A 17,526-nucleotide genomic window follows, 5' to 3' on the forward strand; every position below is an offset into this window, starting at 1 on the left:
GGTGAGCGTGCTAGCGCTTCTGATAAATGCGTTCGCTCGGGCGGAACTCGTCGAACGCTTCGTAATGACGGGAAAAACGCAGGCTTTCCTTGCTGCCCAAACCCAGAAAACCACGCCGCACGAGCGCGTTCTCGAACAGACCCAGCGCGCGATCCTGCAAACCACGATCGAAATAGATCAACACGTTGCGGCACGATACCAGATGCGCTTCGAGGAAAACTTCGTCGGTGGAAAGGCTGTGGTCGGCAAACACCACGCGCTCTTTCAGCGAACCGGCAAAGCGCGCGCCGCCATACGCGGCGTGATAGTAGTCGGACAGCGAACGCTTGCCGCCCGCCGCCAGATAGTTCTGCGTGAAGCCCTGAATCCGGTCGAGCGCGTAGATGCCGGACTCGGCGCGCGCCAGCGCGTCCGGACTGATGTCGGTCGCGTAGAACAGTGTGCGCTCGGTCAGACCCTCCTCGTCGAAGAGGATTTTCAGCGACCAGAGTTCCTCCCCCGTGCTGCATCCCGCTACCCACACCTTGATCGACGGATAGGTGCGCAGACGCGGCAGAACATGTTCGCGCAACGCGAGGAAATACGCCGGATCGCGAAACATGTCGCTCACCTGTACCGTGAGGTACTGGAACAGCCGCGAGAACTCGTCGCCGTTGCGCATGATGCGGTCCTGCAACTGCGACAGCGTCTTGAGCCCGAACTCGTCGAGCGCCTGGGACAGGCGGCGCCGCAGCGACGACATCGCATAGTGGCGAAAGTCGTGCTGATACTTGAGATAAATCGCCTCCAGCAGCAGTTTCAACTCGATGTCGAAATCGCTGATGCGTTGCGGCGCGTCAAATTCGGACTGACTCATTGGCACTCGCTCATGCGTACTCGCTCACGTGTTCCCTTCCCCTGCTAGCGTTGCCGCAACCACACGCGGCACAGCGCGACCAGCTTGTCCACGTCGATCGGCTTGGAAACGTAGTCGTCCGCGCCGGCTTCGAGGCAGCGGGTGCGGTCGTTCGCCATCGCCTTCGCGGTCAGCGCGATGATCGGCAGATGAGCGAACCGCGGATTGCGGCGAATCTCGCCCATCGCGGTCAAACCGTCCATCTCCGGCATCATGATATCCATCAGGATCAGATGTACTTCGGGACCGTTTTCCAGCGCTTCGAGCGCTTCGCGGCCGTTGCGCGCAATCTGCAGTTTCGCACCGAGCGGCTCCAGCACGTGCGAGAGCGCAAAAATATTGCGCACGTCGTCTTCGGCCAGCAGGATCGTGCGGCCCTCGAACGCATTATCGCGCTGACGTACCGTGCGCAGCATGCGCTGCTGCTCGGGTGCGAGCGACGACTCGACGCTGTGCAGGAACAGCGTGACTTCGTCGAGCAGCCGTTCGGGCGACTTCGCCCCCTTGATGATGATCGATTTCGAATAGCGGCGCAGGCGGTGCTCTTCTTCGTCGGAGAGCATGCGGCCGGTATACACGATGACGGGCAGCGAAACATGCGCGGTGTTCGTTGCGAGCCGTTCGAGCAGGTCGTAGCCGGTGCCGTCGGGCAGCGCGAGATCGGTCACCACGCAGTCGAACGAGACCTTTGCCAGATACTCCAACGCTTCCGCCAAGGTTGCGACCGCAACGATCTCGGTGTTTTCGCTTTGCAGGAGCGCGCGGATGCTTTCGCGCATCGGCGCGTCGTCCTCGATCACGAGCACGCGTTTGAGGCGCTGCTGCAAACGCGCTTCGAGGCGGCGGATCGCGGCTTCCATCGTGCTGCGCGCGGTCGGCTTAAGCGTATAGCCGATAGCGCCGAGGTGCAGCGCCTTGTCGGCGTGATCGGTGGCGGAGACGATATGGATCGGAATGTGCCGCGTGAGCGGGTCGTTCTTCAGCCACTCCAGCACGGTCAGGCCGGAGCGGTCCGGCAGGCCGACATCGAGCAGCACGGCCGCAGGGCGCATGTCGCGCACCAGCGAGAGGCCGCTCGCGGCGTCGCTCGCGTGGACGAAATCGAAGTCGAGTTCATGCGTCAGCTCGCGCAGAATTTCGGCGAACGCGAGATCGTCTTCCACGGCCACGATCAGACGGCCGGCACGGGTGCGGTTGTCGCGGTCGTCGGCAATCGGGCGAATCGGCGTTTCAAGCGCAGTGCCCGTGCCGTGACCGCCAGTGTGGACGTTCATGAGGCCATTGGCGGGCGTAATCACCGTGGGCGGACTGCCGACCGAAGACGTCCGCGCCAGCAGCGGTTCTACCGCCGATCCGGCCGCGGCCTGCGGACCTGCCGACGCGGCGGCCGGTGCGAACACCGGCGCCGGGTTGTGCGCGCCCGAGTTCGTGTTCAAGGCGGCTTCCGCATCGATCGGCAGCCACAGCGTGAACACGCTGCCCTTGCCGATCTCGCTCGCAACGGTAATGCGGCCGCCCAGCAAGCGCGAAAACTCACGCGAAATCGACAGGCCCAGACCGCTGCCGCCGTATTGACGGCTGGTCGAGCCGTCCGCCTGCTGGAACGCTTCGAAGATCATGTCCAGCTTGTCGGGCGCGATGCCGATGCCGGAGTCGCGCACGTCGATCCGCAGCATGCCGCCTTCAGCGGGTGCAACCGAGAGCGCCACCTCGCCGCGTTCGGTGAACTTCACCGCGTTCGAGAGCAGGTTGCGCAGAATCTGCGTGACGCGCTGGCCGTCCGTGATGAACGTATCCGGCGTGCCCGGCAAGCGGTCGAAGCTGAGCTGCAGATGCTTCGCGCCGGCCATTGGCTTGAACATTTCCTCGAGCGCCTGAAGGGTCGCGTCGATCGATACCGTTTCGAGTTCGACCGTGACCTGGCCGGCTTCGACCTTGGAAAGATCCAGAATGTCGTTGATCAGCACCAGCAGGTCGCTATTGGAAGCGTGAATCGTCTCCGCGTAGCGCACCTGTTCTTCGGTCAGATTGCCGGTGCGGTTCTGCTGCAGCAGCTTGGCGAGAATCAGCGAACTGTTCAACGGCGTGCGCAGTTCGTGCGACATGTTGGCGAGGAATTCGGACTTGTAGCGGCTCGACTGTTCGAGGCGCGCCGCGTTGGCCGCGAGGTCGTCCTGCGCGCGCAGCAGATCGGACTTTTGCCGCTCGAGACGCTGCGCGTATTCTTCCAGTTGCACGTTGGTCTGTTCGAGTTCGGCCTGCTGCGCTTCCAGCCGCGTTTGCGACTCCATCAGCGCGCGGCCGCGTTCTTCGAGCCCTTCATTGGAGACGCGCAACTCTTCCTGCTGCACCTGCAATTCTTCGTTCAGCTGCTGCGTTTCGGCCAGCGCGTCCTGCAACCGCTCGCGATACAGCGCCGCTTCGACGAAGTCGCCCATGCTGTTCGCGATCAGTTCCATGAACTCCTGGTCGCGCACAGTCAGCTCGCGCACAAAGCCCAGTTCGACGACGCCGTTGACATCGCCGTCGTTTTCGATCGGCATGATGAGCAGATTCTTCGGCACGCTCTTGCCGGTGGCCGACACCACTTGCACGTAATTGGCCGGCACATCGCGCAAGACCAGCGTACGGCGCGCCGAGGCCGCCTGTCCGATCAGCGTCTCGCCTTCTTCGAAATTGCGCGCCGCGGCCTGCTCGCTTTCACGGCTAAACCCATAAGTCGCGATGCGGCGCAGCGTGCCATGCCGTTTGTCGCGCACGTAGAGCGCGGCGACGACGGCGTCGAGATACTGCGCGAGGAAGTCGAGCATCGCGCGGCCCACGAGCGGCGAGGTAGTCTGGCCGACGACCTTTTCGGCGAGCAGACGCTGCCCCGAGCGCAACCACACCTGCTCCTGCAGCATCTCCGTCTGGTCGGCCTGCTGCCGCAGCGCGCTGTCATAGGTGGACGACAGGCTCATCAGTTCGCGCCGCCCGATCCACGCGAGCAGACCGCTCACGCTCAGGCTGAAGAGCAGAAACACGCTCACCAGCGTGGTGGTGACGCGGCGCGTCGCTTCCGCGCGTTCCTGGCGCAGGCGCAATTCGACATCCAGAAAATCGCCGAATTCGCGGCGCGTTTCATCGAATTCGATCTTGCCACGGCCGCTCGCCACGGCACTTTCGAAATCCTGATTACGCCGGCGCGCGTCGATCATCTGTTCGGCGAAGTTACTCCAGCGTTGCTGAATCGCCGCGATCTGCTTGAGCTTTTCGACTTGCGGCGGGTTGTCGGCGACCAGTTCCTGCAGGGCCTCCATCTGAGTCTTGAATCGCGGGCCGCCTTCTTCATACGGCGTGAGGAAACTCTCGTCGCCGGTGATCAGGAAGCCGCGCATGGAGGATTCGCGATCGACCGCGAGGCGCAGCATTTCATTGGCCTGGCCGATCACGCGCTCGGAGTGCTCGGCCCAGTTCATGGTCGAAACCAGATACGCGATCAGTCCGACGAAGACCGCCATGGTCATCAGGCCGACACCCAGGGGCAACGCAATATTGCGGCGAATGATGCTGCGAAAACGATTCTGGTCGACGGCCTGAGATGCGGTCATTTTTTCTGTCTTCGGCTGGGCGAATCGTGGCGATTCGGAATATTTTTCGGGTATGTCGGGTGATTCATTTTGTCGCGCTACGACGGGCGTAATCATACAGGATGGGTGTTTGTTTTGAGATGCCCGAACGCGGTTTTAGGCTTACTGGGCGGGGCTGTTGCCGGCCGACGCAACTTTGCGCGACGCACGCGGGTCAATCATGCGAGGAATGCAATTTCGCCCCGTTCGATCATTCGTTCGCCGCCCACTTTGATCTGGTAGCCGATGCCTTCTCACGCCTTCATCGCACTCTCCCGCAACCCGTTGCGCACCCTGCTCGCCGCCGTGCTCGTATGGCATGCGTCGGCGAGCGGCGTGGCGCAGGCAGCCACTGCGCCTGCTGCACACGACGGCATCGTGGCCGCCGCCGTGCACGTCGAGCCGCCCACGCCGGCGTCGCCCGTCGTACCGATTCCACCGTCGGAGCAATACCCCACGCTCTATCGCGATGTGCAGCTCGCGCATCTGTTTCCCGACAGCAAAACTTTCGCGGACATGGTGCCGCTTGCATCGCCTGCTGAGATCGCCGCCGCATACGCCACCGCGAAGCAACAGCGCAACTTCAGCCTCGCCGATTTCGTGAAGCACAACTTCACGTTGCCCACGCGCACGGCGAAAGCGTATGTCTCCGATCCCGATCAGGACGTGGTCGGCCATATCGATACGCTCTGGAATGTGCTGCGCCGCGAGCCCGATGCGACCGCGAGCCCGTGGTCCTCGCTGCTGCCGCTGCCGTATGCGTATATCGTGCCGGGCGACCGCTTCGATGAGATCTACTACTGGGACTCGTACTTCATCATGCTCGGCCTCGAACAGAGCGGCCAGCATGCGCTGGTAGTCGACGAACTGAAGAACTTCGCGACCTTGATCGACCGCTACGGTCATATTCCGAACGGCAATCGCACCTACTATCTGAGCCGCTCGCAACCGCCGTTTTTCGCGCAGATGGTGCGCCTCGTGGCCGAAAAAGACGGCGACGCTGTCTACGCGCAATACCTGCCCGAATTGCAGCGCGAATACGCGTACTGGATGGACGGCAGCGAAGGCCTCGCCGCCGGCCACGCAAACCGGCATGTGGTGCGCCTGCCCAACGGCACGCTGCTCAACCGCTATTGGGACGAACGCGCGACGCCGCGCGACGAGTCGTATCGCGAAGACGTCCTGACCGCGCAGCAGACTCCGCAACGCGATGCCGCCGATCTGTGGCGCAATCTGCGCGCGGGCGGCGAAACCGGCTGGGATTTCAGCTCGCGCTGGTTCGCCGACGGCAAGACGCTCGCCACCGTGGACGTGACCTCTCTCGTGCCCGTCGATCTGAATTGCCTGCTGGCCGATCTCGAGCGCACGCTGGCGAAGGCCTATCGCCTGCGCGGCGACATCACGCATGCGGAAAATATGGAGCAGCGCGCCGCCACCCGCGCCGACGCGATTCGCCGCGTGTTGTGGGACCCGCAGTTGCAGGCATTCGGCGACTACGACTTCGTGCATCACACGCTGACGCACAGGCTCACCGCCGCGACGGTGTATCCGTTATATACGGGCATAGCCAGCCGTCAGCAGGCGAAGAGCGTCGCCGCCACGTTGCAGCGCGAATTGCTGCGCCCCGGCGGTCTCGCCACCACACAGGTGGCGAGCGGCCAGCAATGGGATGCGCCAAACGGCTGGGCGCCTCTGCAATATCTGGCCGTGATCGGCCTGCGGCGCTACAGCGAACCGGCGCTCGCGCAAACCATCGCGACACGCTGGATCAGAACCAATGTGTCGTACTACCAGCACACGGGCAAGCTCGTCGAGAAATACGATATCGATGCGGCCACACCCGGCGTCTCAGCAGGCGGCGGCGAGTATCCGTTGCAGGACGGCTTTGGCTGGACCAATGGCGTGCTGCGCGCGCTGCTCGTGCTGTATCCGCAAGCGGTGCAGGCCTCGCGTCCCGGCGATATTCCCGAAGGGCCGGCGGGTGTGTCGGCGGCCGCCTCTGCTGCTGCCGCCGCGCCGAAGAATACGCACCGGCTGAATGGCGCGCGAGTCGCGCCATAGCATGAAAAAAGCCCTGGCCGGTTCGCACTGGCCAGGGCTTCGCACAACTCGCGAGACGCTTACGCCGGCACGGTTTCAGCCTGCTGCGCACGCGACCACACACGATGCTGGCCAGCCGCCTCGATGAAGGCCTTCAGCACGTCGGCGGCCTGTTTGTCATCGCCGGTAGCGACGCCGTCGGCATTGTCCGGCAGGTGCGCGGCGGCGAGCACATCGCACCCCGCGCCGATCGCCGCAATCGCCTTCAGATGCTTGAACGCTTCGAGCACGAAATGCCGCGCATCGCCCGATTGCGCGAGCGTCTTCGCACCCTGGTCGCCACCCACCACGATGACCGCGTCGAACATGATCGACGGCAATCCGGCAATCGTGGCGTCCGGGGCCATGCCGTCGATCGCGGCAAGCGTGGGCGCGATCAACATGGGCGCCGCGCCCTCGCCTTGCAGCGCCTGCTGAAGCTTCCTGATGGCGGCGCCGTCGGAGCCGGGCGCGGCCAGCAACGCAATCTTGCGGGTCTTGATGCCCGGCTTCACCCGGTTGAGCAGGCTCAGCGCCGGTGAGTCCTTGGGACCGGACAGCTTCGCCGTGCCCTTTTTCGGCGCCGGCAAACCCAACCCGGCGGCCACCTGCGCTGCGAGTCCCGCGTCGAAGTTGGCGAGAATTTCGTTGACCACGCGCGCGCGAATCTCGGGTTTCGTCACCTTGCCGAGTTCGAATTGATAAGCCGCGGCGATATGGTCTTTCTCCGGCTGGGACATGCTGTTGTAGAACAGCGCAGCTTGCGAAAAATGATCGGCGAACGATTCGCTGCGCACGCGAATCTTGGTGCCTTCCACGCGCTCCTGATAACTTTCGAAGCCGCCGTCCGACGGCGCCGGATCGGTTTCCTTCGGCCAACCGCCGCTCAGCGAATTCGGCTCATACGAGGCCTGTCCGACATTGATCGTCTGGCGGTGCATGGCGTCACGCTGATTGTTGTTGAACGGGCACACAGGCCGGTTGATCGGAATCTCATGGAAGTTCGGGCCACCCAGACGGCTGATCTGCGTATCCGTGTACGAGAACAAACGCCCTTGCAAAAGCGGATCGTTCGAAAAGTCGATACCCGGTACGACATGGCCCGGATGAAACGCGACCTGTTCGGTCTCGGCAAAGAAGTTGTCGGGATTGCGGTTGAGCGTCATCTTGCCGATGATCTTGACCGGCACCAGTTCTTCGGGAATCAGCTTGGTCGGATCGAGCAGGTCGAAATCGAACTTGTGTTCGTCCGCTTCTTCGATAATCTGCACGCCGAGTTCGAACTCCGGGTAGTCGCCTCGTTCGATCGACTCCCACAGATCACGCCGATGGAAATCCGGGTCCTTGCCCGCCAGCTTCTGCGCTTCGTCCCACAGCAGCGAGTACGAGCCCAGCACCGGACGCCAGTGAAATTTGACGAAGCGGCCCTTGCCTTGCGCATTCACGAAACGGAACGTGTGAATCCCGAAGCCTTCCATGGTGCGCAGGCTGCGCGGGATTGCGCGGTCCGACATGGTCCACAGCACCATATGCGCGGATTCGGGCACCAGCGAGACGAAGTCCCAGAAGGTGTCGTGTGCGGAACCGCCAGTGGGCATTTCGTTCGGCGCTTCCGGTTTCACCGCATGCACGAAGTCGGGAAACTTGATGGCGTCCTGAATGAAGAACACCGGCATGTTGTTGCCGACCAGATCGTAATTGCCTTCCTGCGTGTAGAACTTCACGGCGAAGCCGCGCACGTCGCGCACCGTATCGGCGGAGCCGCGCGGGCCCTGTACCGTGGAAAAACGCACATAAACCGGCGTTTGTGCAGCAGGGTCCTGCAGGAACGCGGCCTTGGTGTATTCCCGCATCGACTCATAGACCTCAAATACACCGTGCGCCGCCGAGCCGCGCGCGTGCACGATACGCTCGGGAATACGCTCATGGTCGAAGTGCGTGATCTTCTCACGCATGATGAAATCTTCCAGCAGCGAAGGGCCGCGCGGTCCCGCGCGCAGGGTGTTCTGGTTGTCGGAGATTTTGACGCCCTGATTGGTTCTCAGCGCTTCGCCTTCCGGACTGACTCGAAACTGTTCGAGATCCTTCGATTTCGCATCCGATTGCGGACCATTCGCCTGCGCGCTCTTCGCTGCGGGCTTCTGTGCGTTCGTTTTTCCTGCCATGAGAATCTGCTCCTTGCGTTCGGGGCGTGCCGGCGGGGGGAATCCGGTCTGACGCATTGGAGTGAGGCAGCAAGTGGTGTACCCGCGGGTAGGCACGCGGGCGGCGCTGCAGCGCGCCGCATTTGGGCGCCGCAGCTCAGCCCTGAACGCCCATTATCAGAAGCGGTAGTTGATGGAAATATCGGCTACGCCGTTGGCTTTGCGATGCGTCACCGGACTATTGCCCGCACTGCCCACCAGCTGTTCGAATGCGCCGTCCGCAGTGGCGAACCAATGCTTGTCGAACAGCCACACCGCGCTAATGCCGAAGCCCACCGATTTGAAACCCGCGCTCGCGTGATATTGCGAAAACTGCGAATGCGCCGCCTGACTCTGATTCACGCCGAACCAGCTATTCATGTAGGTCGAATCCGCAAGGGTCACATTCGGACCTGCGAACCAGAAGAACTGCTTGGTGCTGCCCGGCATCGGCATATAAGCGCCGAAATCTCCGGTCCAGCCATTCGAGCCGCCGAAATAGCGTCTGACGTCGGCACGCAGCACCAGCGGGAAATCCTTCGAAACCACATATTCGCCGGCCAGTTTGATACCTGGGGCGGGATTGATGTTACCGAGGCCGTTCAGTTCCTGCGGGTCGTCATGGCCGCGCCGTCCGAGATCGTAGACGGCCGCAAGACTGGCGCGCCAGTTAGGTCCCTGCGCGAAATTCACGCCGAAACCCTCGCCGCTCGATAAGAAGAACAGATCCTTGTAGCGCACGTCGACACTTGGACCGGCCATCAGGTGATACCGGTCGGAGCCCTCGTAGCGCGGCTGGAACGACGTTGCCATGCCGAGGCGCACCTGCCAGTCCGGAATATTCGGCTGCCACATCTTCTGTAGCGGAATGCCGACCGAATATTGCCATTCGCCGAGCGGCGAAGGTGTCTGTGCCGAAACCGAACCCGGTAACGCGGCGACACCGCCAATGGTCGCGGCGACGAGTGACGTTGCCGCAATGCCTGCCTGTTTATTGCGGAGCCTGCCGCCCCGCTTCTTATGGTTCTTGAACACCAGAGTTCTCCGATCTCGCGACTCGCGAGGATGGTTATGTTTTTGCCCACGGTCCGCAATGGATAAAAAAGCCGAGGGCGGCCGCCGCCTAACTACGTACGGCATGTAACTTTTTCAGCGAACGTCACCCGCTACCCGGCAAAACACAGGACTCGCACGCGGCCGACACACCGTCAATCAGGCATTTGTCTAAGCAGACCGGTCCGAAAGATTTGCCGATGGACGCACCATTGCAAAATGCGGGCCCAGCCCGTAGAAGGCGGGTTCGGATCAGGGATGGCGAAGATCGGATGCGCGCGGGCAGGCGCGCGCGCCGGGGGATCGAAGCACGATCACAACGGAAATTTCGTGGTCGAGAGAATTTCCTTGAGCACCATGAACGAGCGGATTTGCCGGACTCCCGGCAGATAGAGCAACTGCTCCGCGTGCAGGCGGTTGAAGCTGTCGCTGTCGCGCGTGCGGATAGTCATGAAATAGTCGAACTCGCCGGTCACGACGTGGCACTCCATGCATCCGGTCACTTTCTGCGCCGCCTTCTCGAACTCGGCGAACGAATCCGGCGTGGAGCGATCCAGCACCACGCCGATGATCACCAGCATTCCCGCCCCCGCCGCCTTCGGGTCGATCAGCGCGACGACCGCGCGGATCAATCCGGATTCCTTGAGTCGCTCGACACGCCGCAAGCACGCCGGTGCGCTCAGCTTGACCTTGGCCGCCAGCGCCACGTTTGAAATCGACGCGTCGATCTGCAGTTGCCGCACGATCGCGCGATCGATGCGGTCGAGCGATTGCAGCGGATCGGGTTGAACGGCGGCAGCGGCAATGGCACCGTCGCGGGTCTTACGAAATTTTGTTGCGCTCATATGCCCTTGGATACCGTCTTTGTTAATCACTTTAAGTGAATCTTGTCCTAAAAGTATGCTGTGGATAATTTTTTTGCAAGCACATTTCCAACGGTTTTACCTACCATTTCTCCAACGCGACGAGATGCTGTTCGCGTCAAACTTACCCGCCAAGGAGAGGCCATGAACCTGCAACGTTTCCCTCGTTACCCGCTCACTTTCGGGCCGACGCCGATCCAACCGCTGGCGCGTCTGAGCAAGCACCTCGGCGGCAAAGTGCATCTGTATGCGAAACGTGAAGACTGCAACAGCGGCCTCGCATTTGGTGGCAACAAGACGCGCAAGCTCGAATATCTGATCCCTGAAGCGCTTGCTCAGGGTTGCGACACGCTCGTGTCGATCGGCGGAATTCAGTCGAACCAGACGCGCCAGGTCGCGGCCGTGGCGGCGCACCTGGGCATGAAGTGCGTGCTGGTCCAGGAGAACTGGGTCAACTATTCGGACGCGGTCTACGACCGGGTCGGCAACATCCAGATGTCGCGCATTCTCGGCGCCGACGTGCGGCTCGTGCCCGATGGCTTCGACATCGGTTTTCGCAAGAGCTGGGAAGACGCACTAGAAAGCGTGCGGGCCGCCGGCGGCAAACCGTATGCGATTCCGGCCGGCTGTTCGGACCATCCGCTCGGTGGCCTCGGCTTCGTCGGCTTCGCGGAGGAGGTGCGCGAGCAGGAAGCCGAATTGGGCTTCAAGTTCGACTACATCGTAGTGTGCTCCGTGACCGGCAGCACGCAGGCCGGCATGGTCGTGGGCTTCGCCGCTGACGAGCGCGCCGCTCGTGTGATCGGCATCGACGCTTCGGCAAAGCCCGCGCAAACGCGCGAGCAGATCACAAGAATCGCCAGACGGACCGCGGAAAAAGTCGGTTTGGAGCGCGATATCACGAGCGCGGACGTGGTGCTCGACGAGCGCTTCGCGGGTCCGGAATACGGGCTGCCGAATGAAGGCACGCTGGAAGCGATCCGCCTGTGTGCACGCACGGAAGGCATGCTGACCGATCCCGTCTACGAAGGCAAATCGATGCACGGCATGATCGAGATGGTGCGTAACGGCGAATTTCCGGAAGGGTCGCGCGTGCTGTACGCGCACCTGGGCGGCGTGCCGGCGTTGAACGGCTATAGCTTTATTTTCCGCGACGGTTAAACGCCGGGACGGGCGGCGGCAATGACACGCTGCGGCAGGCTCCCGTCAAGCGGGTCGCCGCGTCAATCGTCCGGCTGAACCGGATTGCCGCCCGCATGGAATCCTCGCGCGGCACACACGGCTTTACGCCATCAAACGCGCCTTCAAATGCTCCCTCAAGAATTCAGCGAACGCCCGGATCGTGAGGGAGCTTTGTCTGTGCTGCGGATAAACGGCGTAGACGCTCGTCGCGGTGGGCAGAAAATCTTCGAGCACCGGCACGAGCTGACCGCTCCTTAGCGCGTCTGCGACGATAAAGTCAGGAAGCCGAACAATCCCCAAACCCGCAACGGCCGCATCGCGCACCAGCTCGCCATTGTTGGCGCGCAACGGACCGTGCACTTCGACGCCCTTCGTCACGCCATCGACGACGAACTCCCAGCTCACCGCCCCGCCGTGGCCATACAACAGGCACGAATGACGCATCAGATCGCCTGGCACCACAGGCGCACCCCGGCGCCGCACGTATCCGGGACTGCAGCACGCCACCACCCTGATGTCCACGAGCTTCTGCGCGATCAGCGTGGAATCGGGCAAGGTGCCGATCCGGATCGCCATGTCGAAGCCCTCGCCCACGACGTCGACGGTACGGTCGCTCAAGTCCATCTCGATGTGCACGTCGCCGTGTTCCCGCAGGAAGGTCGCGACGAGCGGCGACAGATGCGCCATGCCGAACGACATCGGCGCGCTCACGCGTAACAGCCCGCGCGGTCCGGCGCGCCGCAGCGACATGGCCTGCTCCGCGTCTTCGACCTCGCCGAGAATGCGTTTGGCGCGTTCGTAAAACTCCTGTCCCAGATCGGTCACCGCCAGCTTGCGCGTATTGCGGATCAGCAATTGCACGCCCAGCGTCTCTTCCAACCCCATTACCCGCCGGCTGACGAACTGCTTTGACAGCGATAGCCGGTTCGCGGCCGCCGTGAAGCTTCGGGCGTCGACCGTGGCGACGAAAATACGCATGTCGTCGAGCTGCATTGTATTGTCCACTCCATAGTGACAGTGTTTCCGTTTTAAGCTCGATTATAGCCATCTGGATTGACCTACACTGTCGTTCATGGATCGCGGACAAACATCTGGCCGGATCGCACAACTCAGGAGAAAAAAGATGCTTGAAATCAGACACGCCAATCAACGCGGCCGCGCGGAGCACGGCTGGCTCAGTTCGCGTCACACATTTTCCTTCGCGAACTATCATGATCCGAAGCAGAATGGCTTCTCCGACCTGCTCGTCATCAACGACGACCGCGTCGCGCCGGCACAAGGTTTCGGCAAGCATCCGCACCGCGACATGGAAATCTTCTCGTATGTGCTGGAAGGCGCCTTGGAGCACAAGGACACGATGGGCACCGGCTCGGTGATCGTGCCTGGCGACATCCAGTTGATGAGCGCAGGAACCGGCGTCGCGCACAGCGAGTACAACCATTCGAAGAGCGAGCCGGTGCACTTCCTGCAAATCTGGATCGCGCCGGGGCAAAAGGGTACGGCGCCGCGTTATCAGCAGCGCCACTTCGGTGCCGACCAGAAGCGCGGTGTCTTGCGCCTCGTGCTCTCGCCGGATGGCGCGAACGACTCGCTGGTGCTGCAACAGGACGCCCGGGTCTATGCCGGGCTCTTCGACGGAGAAGAAACCGCACGGCTCGAACTGGCCAGCAATCGTTATGCGTATGTTCACGTGGCGCGCGGCAGCGTAAGCGTGAACGGCGTCGAGTTCAAGGCAGGCGACGGTGCGCGTGTGCGCGGCGAAGAAGCGCTAACCTTCACGCAAGGGCATGACGCGGAAGTGTTGGTGTTCGACCTGCGCGACATCGAAATGTCGGAGTTGTGGGCCTAAGCGGCTTGCGTGACTTGACTGGCCTCGCGGCCTGAAGGCCTGAAGGCCCGAGGGTCCAGAATCTGGGCGGGACTCGCCGGAAAACACTGGCGGGCCCCACTCTTCCTATCCTGTGAGAGAAAATCATGCGCTATACGCTATTGGAAAATCAGAAAGACGCGGTCATTCTCGTCGCCCGCATTCTGTTGATGGTGCTGTTCATCATGTTCGGCTGGTCGAAGCTGACCGGCTTTGCCGGCACCGTCGCTTATATGACTTCGAGCGGCGCACCGGTGCCCGAGTTGTCGGCGGTGATCGCCGTGGTGATGGAGTTGGTGGTGGGCATTGCGCTGCTGGTCGGTTTCTTCACCAGGCCGCTTGCCCTGTTGCTGGCGGTGTATACGCTCGGCACCGCGATCATCGGCCACCATTACTGGAATATGACTGGTGCGATGCAGTACGACAATATGATTCACTTCTACAAGAACATCAGCATTATCGGCGGGCTGCTGTTGTTGTGCGTGACAGGCGCAGGGAAATACTCGATCGACCGCCGTTGAATCCGCACGCCGCTGCACAGCACACTGACAAAAAGCCGCCCGGTTGACCCCGAGCGGCTTTTTGTTTGTATCAACCCGTCAGCGCTAGCCCGCAAACTGCGCGAGGACGCGCTCGCGAATGGCCGGGCGGATATTCGACTGCGCCATGTCGCCTCGATAGTGCGCGACCACACGCGGATTCATGACGCGAAACCAGAGTGGCGGCACGTAGGCGAGCATGATCATCGTGGCGTAGCCGGAAGGCAATTGCGGCGCCCCGTCGAAATGACGCAACGCCTGAAACGACCGCGTCGGATTCGCATGATGATCGGCGTGACGTTGCAATTGATACAGAAACAGATTGGTCACGATGCGATTGCTGTTCCACGAGTGCTGCGGCTGGCAACGCTCGTAACGGCCGCTCGCAAGCTGCTTGCGGCCGAGTCCGTAGTGCTCCAGATAATTGACCACTTCGAGCAGCGACGCACCATACACCGCCTGAATCAGCAGGAACGGAAGCACCGTTTTGCCGAATAGCGCGAGCATCGCCCCCCACAGCACCACGGTCATGGCCCATGAATGCAGGACCTCGTTGCGCCACGTCCACGGCGACTTGCCAAGACGCGCGAGGCGCTGTTTTTCGAGCCGCCACGCGGACGCGATACTGCCCGACACCGTGCGCGGCAGAAAGGCCCAGAACGATTCGCCGTAGCGCGCGCTGGCGGGATCGGGCGGCGTGGCCACCCGCACATGATGCCCACGATTGTGTTCGACGAAAAAGTGTCCATAAGCGACCGGCGCCAGCGTGATTTTGGCGAGCCATCGCTCGAAGCGATCCGTCTTGTGGCCGAGTTCGTGCGCCGTGTTGATCGACACGCCGGTCGCCGCGCCGAGCGAGAGCGCGAAGCCCAGGTAGTCGTACCATTTCAGCGCATGTGTACCCACGATCCATAGCGCGCCGAAAAACGACATGTACTCGATGAACGTGGCGAGATAAACGACGCGGCGGTAATAGCGCTCTTTTTCGAGTGTGGGGACAATCTCCTCGGGCGGATTACTGGGATCGTCGCCGATCAGATAGTCGAGTACCGGAATGATGCCGAACACGAAAATCGGCCCGAACCACCAGAAGATGTGCCAACCGGTGTTCAGCGCCAGACTTGCGGCGTGCAGCGGCAAGGTGATGGTGAGCGCGCCGAGCAGCCACCAATAGCGCTTGCCGTCGACCCACCGCGCGGACGCCGCTTGCGATGTTGCCATTGTCTCCCTCCTTGTTTTATGTCGCCCGGTGTCCACGCGTGGCGGCAAGGCGCACGCACGGGTCGGCGGGACTTTTCCCGACTCCCAGATTTATATGGCCTGGCGAGCGGGATAGCCAAGGAATTACGCCAGGTGGGAGTCTCCAAACATAAGGGGCGCTGAAGAGGCGTATGGAGTGTGGGTCGAGCGGGGGAATGAAACGGGTGTTTGGGAAGCGGCTTGCCTCGCGCAAGGCGGCTTGACCGTTGTCGGGCGAATCCATATAAGGCGGCCGTTGGTTTTTTTAGGCACGCAACAGCCCTGTACGGCAACCTCAAACAAAAACGGCGGCCCGAAGGCCGCCGTCCACTTTCCCTACCACTAACTCAAGCCGCTACTTCGGCCTCAACCTCACTAGCCACTTCCACTTCTTCGCTATTGCGGATCAGGTAATCGAATGCCGACAGCGATGCCTTTGCGCCCTCGCCCACGGCGATCACGATCTGCTTGAACGGCACCGTGGTCACGTCGCCCGCGGCGAACACGCCCGGCACTGAGGTTGCGCCGCGTGCATCGACGACGATCTCGCCGTGCTTCGACAACTCCACCGTGCCTTTGAGCCATTCGGTATTCGGCACGAGACCGATCTGTACGAACACGCCTTCCAGTTCGACCTGCTTCACTTCGCCCGAACGCAGATCCTTATAGACCAGACCGTTGACCTTCTTGCCGTCGCCGGTGATTTCCGTGGTCTGTGCCTGCGTGACAATGGTCACGTTCGCGAGACTGCGCAACTTGCGTTGCAGCACTTCGTCGGCACGCAACGTGGCGCCGAACTCGAACAGCGTCACTTCACGCACGATACCCGCGAGGTCGATTGCCGCTTCGACGCCCGAATTGCCGCCACCGATCACCGCAACACGCTTGCCCTTGAACAGCGGACCATCGCAGTGCGGGCAGTACGCCACGCCATGATTGCGGTACTCGCGCTCGCCCGGCACGTTGATTTCGCGCCAACGCGCGCCGGTTGCCAGAATGATCGTCTTCGCCTTCAGCACCGCGCCATTCGCGAGACGCACTTCGTTGATGCGGCCCGGGATCAGCGCTTCAGCGCGCTGCACGTCCATGATGTCGACTTCGTAGCTCTTCACGTGCTGTTCGAGCGCCGTGGCGAACTTCGGCCCTTCGGTTTCCGTCACGGAGACGAAGTTTTCAATAGCCAGCGTATCCAGCACCTGGCCGCCGAAGCGCTCCGCCACCACGCCCGTCGCAATACCCTTGCGCGCCGAGTAGATGGCCGCAGCCGCGCCCGCGGGCCCGCCGCCGACGATCAGCGTGTCGAACACCGGCTTCTTTTCCAGTTCCTTCGCGGCACGCGCACCAGCGTTGGTGTCGAGCTTCGCGAGAATTTCCTTCACGCCGCTGCGGCCCTGGCCGAACACTTCGCCGTTCATGAACATGGTCGGTACCGCCATGATCTGGCGCGCTTCGACTTCGTTCTGGAACAGGGCGCCGTCGATCGCCACGTGGCGGATGCGCGGGTTGATCAGCGCCATCACGTTCAGTGCCTGGACGACTTCCGGGCAGTTCTGGCATGACAGCGAAAAATACGTTTCGAATTGATAGTCGCCGTCGAGATTGCGGATCTGTTCGATCACGGCGTCTTCGAGTTTGACCGGATGGCCGCCGACCTGCAACAGCGCGAGGACGAGCGACGTGAATTCATGCCCCATGGGAATACCGGCGAAACGGATGCCCGTTTCCTTGCCCGGCTCGCCGATCGAAAACGACGGCTTGCGCTCGGTGTCGCCACGACGCTCGATCACGGTGACGCGTTCCGACAACGTCGCGATATCGTTCAGCAATGCCAGCAGCTCTTGCGATTTTGCGCTGTCGTCGACCGATGCGACGATCTCGATAGGCCTGCTAACCTTTTCGAGGTACGTTTTCAACTGAGTCTTGAGATTGGCATCAAGCATGGCTATTCGATTCCGTGACGATGGGTGTTGGGTTCCCGGCGCCGCACGCATCCGGATAGGACAGGTGCGGTCCGGGGA

At 62.0% G+C, this 17,526-nt stretch carries 12 protein-coding genes; 4 read left to right on the forward strand and 8 right to left on the reverse strand.

The window, feature by feature from the left end; genetic code table 11:
* Window positions 1-10: 10 nt before the first annotated feature.
* Together P0D68_RS16170 and P0D68_RS16175 are read right to left on the reverse strand one after the other, a co-directional pair.
* The gene (locus tag P0D68_RS16170) at window positions 11-856 is read right to left on the reverse strand and encodes a CheR family methyltransferase (RefSeq protein ID WP_091808107.1); all 846 of its coding nucleotides are present in this window, start codon (window positions 854-856) and stop codon (window positions 11-13) included.
* Between the two features lie 44 nt (window positions 857-900).
* Window positions 901-4,485, reverse strand: coding sequence for a response regulator (locus P0D68_RS16175; RefSeq protein ID WP_408297595.1), 3,585 nt, complete (start codon window positions 4,483-4,485; stop codon window positions 901-903).
* Between the two features lie 264 nt (window positions 4,486-4,749).
* Between P0D68_RS16175 and treF the strand changes: the two genes are divergently transcribed.
* Entirely contained in the window at window positions 4,750-6,564 is a 1,815-nt protein-coding gene (gene treF, locus P0D68_RS16180) for an alpha,alpha-trehalase TreF (protein ID WP_408297593.1), read from the forward strand.
* Between the two features lie 59 nt (window positions 6,565-6,623).
* Here treF and katE read toward each other — a convergent pair whose 3' ends face one another.
* The 3 genes from katE to P0D68_RS16195 all read right to left on the reverse strand — a co-directional run bounded on the left by katE (window position 6,624) and on the right by P0D68_RS16195 (window position 10,663).
* A complete protein-coding gene (gene katE / locus P0D68_RS16185; protein ID WP_408186247.1) occupies window positions 6,624-8,747 on the reverse strand; it encodes a catalase HPII in 2,124 nt (707 codons plus the stop codon).
* A gap of 156 nt (window positions 8,748-8,903) precedes the next feature.
* A complete protein-coding gene (locus P0D68_RS16190; RefSeq protein ID WP_091808097.1) occupies window positions 8,904-9,800 on the reverse strand; it encodes a MipA/OmpV family protein in 897 nt (298 codons plus the stop codon).
* A 332-nt stretch (window positions 9,801-10,132) separates the two neighbouring features.
* Entirely contained in the window at window positions 10,133-10,663 is a 531-nt protein-coding gene (locus tag P0D68_RS16195) for an Lrp/AsnC family transcriptional regulator (RefSeq protein ID WP_408297590.1), read from the reverse strand.
* Between the two features lie 162 nt (window positions 10,664-10,825).
* Between P0D68_RS16195 and P0D68_RS16200 the strand changes: the two genes are divergently transcribed.
* A complete protein-coding gene (locus P0D68_RS16200) occupies window positions 10,826-11,842 on the forward strand; it encodes a 1-aminocyclopropane-1-carboxylate deaminase (RefSeq protein WP_408186243.1) in 1,017 nt (338 codons plus the stop codon).
* Window positions 11,843-11,965: 123 nt separating this feature from the next.
* Here the strand turns inward: P0D68_RS16200 and P0D68_RS16205 are convergent, their stop codons facing one another.
* On the reverse strand, window positions 11,966-12,856 hold the full coding sequence (locus P0D68_RS16205) for a LysR family transcriptional regulator (RefSeq protein WP_408297588.1): 891 nt from the start codon (window positions 12,854-12,856) through the stop codon (window positions 11,966-11,968).
* A 130-nt stretch (window positions 12,857-12,986) separates the two neighbouring features.
* Between P0D68_RS16205 and P0D68_RS16210 the strand changes: the two genes are divergently transcribed.
* A complete protein-coding gene (locus P0D68_RS16210) occupies window positions 12,987-13,712 on the forward strand; it encodes a pirin family protein (RefSeq protein ID WP_091808090.1) in 726 nt (241 codons plus the stop codon).
* A gap of 125 nt (window positions 13,713-13,837) precedes the next feature.
* Window positions 13,838-14,251, forward strand: coding sequence for a DoxX family protein (locus P0D68_RS16215; protein ID WP_091808088.1), 414 nt, complete (start codon window positions 13,838-13,840; stop codon window positions 14,249-14,251).
* 84 nt (window positions 14,252-14,335) lie between these two features.
* Here P0D68_RS16215 and P0D68_RS16220 read toward each other — a convergent pair whose 3' ends face one another.
* Together P0D68_RS16220 and ahpF are read right to left on the reverse strand one after the other, a co-directional pair.
* Complete coding sequence (locus P0D68_RS16220; RefSeq protein ID WP_408468677.1) at window positions 14,336-15,490, reverse strand: alkane 1-monooxygenase; 1,155 nt, start codon at window positions 15,488-15,490, stop codon at window positions 14,336-14,338.
* 365 nt (window positions 15,491-15,855) lie between these two features.
* Window positions 15,856-17,448: an alkyl hydroperoxide reductase subunit F gene (ahpF, locus tag P0D68_RS16225; RefSeq protein ID WP_408186237.1), complete on the reverse strand. Its 1,593-nt coding sequence runs from the start codon at window positions 17,446-17,448 to the stop codon at window positions 15,856-15,858.
* Window positions 17,449-17,526: the final 78 nt, after the last annotated feature.

Origin of the sequence: Paraburkholderia sp. RL17-380-BIE-A, assembly GCF_046028085.1 — a bacterium.
GTDB lineage: Bacteria > Pseudomonadota > Gammaproteobacteria > Burkholderiales > Burkholderiaceae > Paraburkholderia.

What these genes read in the sequence shown, in the direction of transcription:
- P0D68_RS16170 (WP_091808107.1), bottom strand. Translation starts at nt 856, where the DNA reads ATGAGTCAGTCCGAATTTGACGCGCCGCAACGCATCAGCGATTTCGAC.
- P0D68_RS16175 (WP_408297595.1), bottom strand. Translation starts at nt 4,485, where the DNA reads ATGACCGCATCTCAGGCCGTCGACCAGAATCGTTTTCGCAGCATCATT.
- treF (WP_408297593.1), top strand. Translation starts at nt 4,750, where the DNA reads ATGCCTTCTCACGCCTTCATCGCACTCTCCCGCAACCCGTTGCGCACC.
- katE (WP_408186247.1), bottom strand. Translation starts at nt 8,747, where the DNA reads ATGGCAGGAAAAACGAACGCACAGAAGCCCGCAGCGAAGAGCGCGCAG.
- P0D68_RS16195 (WP_408297590.1), bottom strand. Translation starts at nt 10,663, where the DNA reads ATGAGCGCAACAAAATTTCGTAAGACCCGCGACGGTGCCATTGCCGCT.
- P0D68_RS16200 (WP_408186243.1), top strand. Translation starts at nt 10,826, where the DNA reads ATGAACCTGCAACGTTTCCCTCGTTACCCGCTCACTTTCGGGCCGACG.
- P0D68_RS16205 (WP_408297588.1), bottom strand. Translation starts at nt 12,856, where the DNA reads ATGCAGCTCGACGACATGCGTATTTTCGTCGCCACGGTCGACGCCCGA.
- P0D68_RS16210 (WP_091808090.1), top strand. Translation starts at nt 12,987, where the DNA reads ATGCTTGAAATCAGACACGCCAATCAACGCGGCCGCGCGGAGCACGGC.
- P0D68_RS16215 (WP_091808088.1), top strand. Translation starts at nt 13,838, where the DNA reads ATGCGCTATACGCTATTGGAAAATCAGAAAGACGCGGTCATTCTCGTC.
- P0D68_RS16220 (WP_408468677.1), bottom strand. Translation starts at nt 15,490, where the DNA reads ATGGCAACATCGCAAGCGGCGTCCGCGCGGTGGGTCGACGGCAAGCGC.
- ahpF (WP_408186237.1), bottom strand. Translation starts at nt 17,448, where the DNA reads ATGCTTGATGCCAATCTCAAGACTCAGTTGAAAACGTACCTCGAAAAG.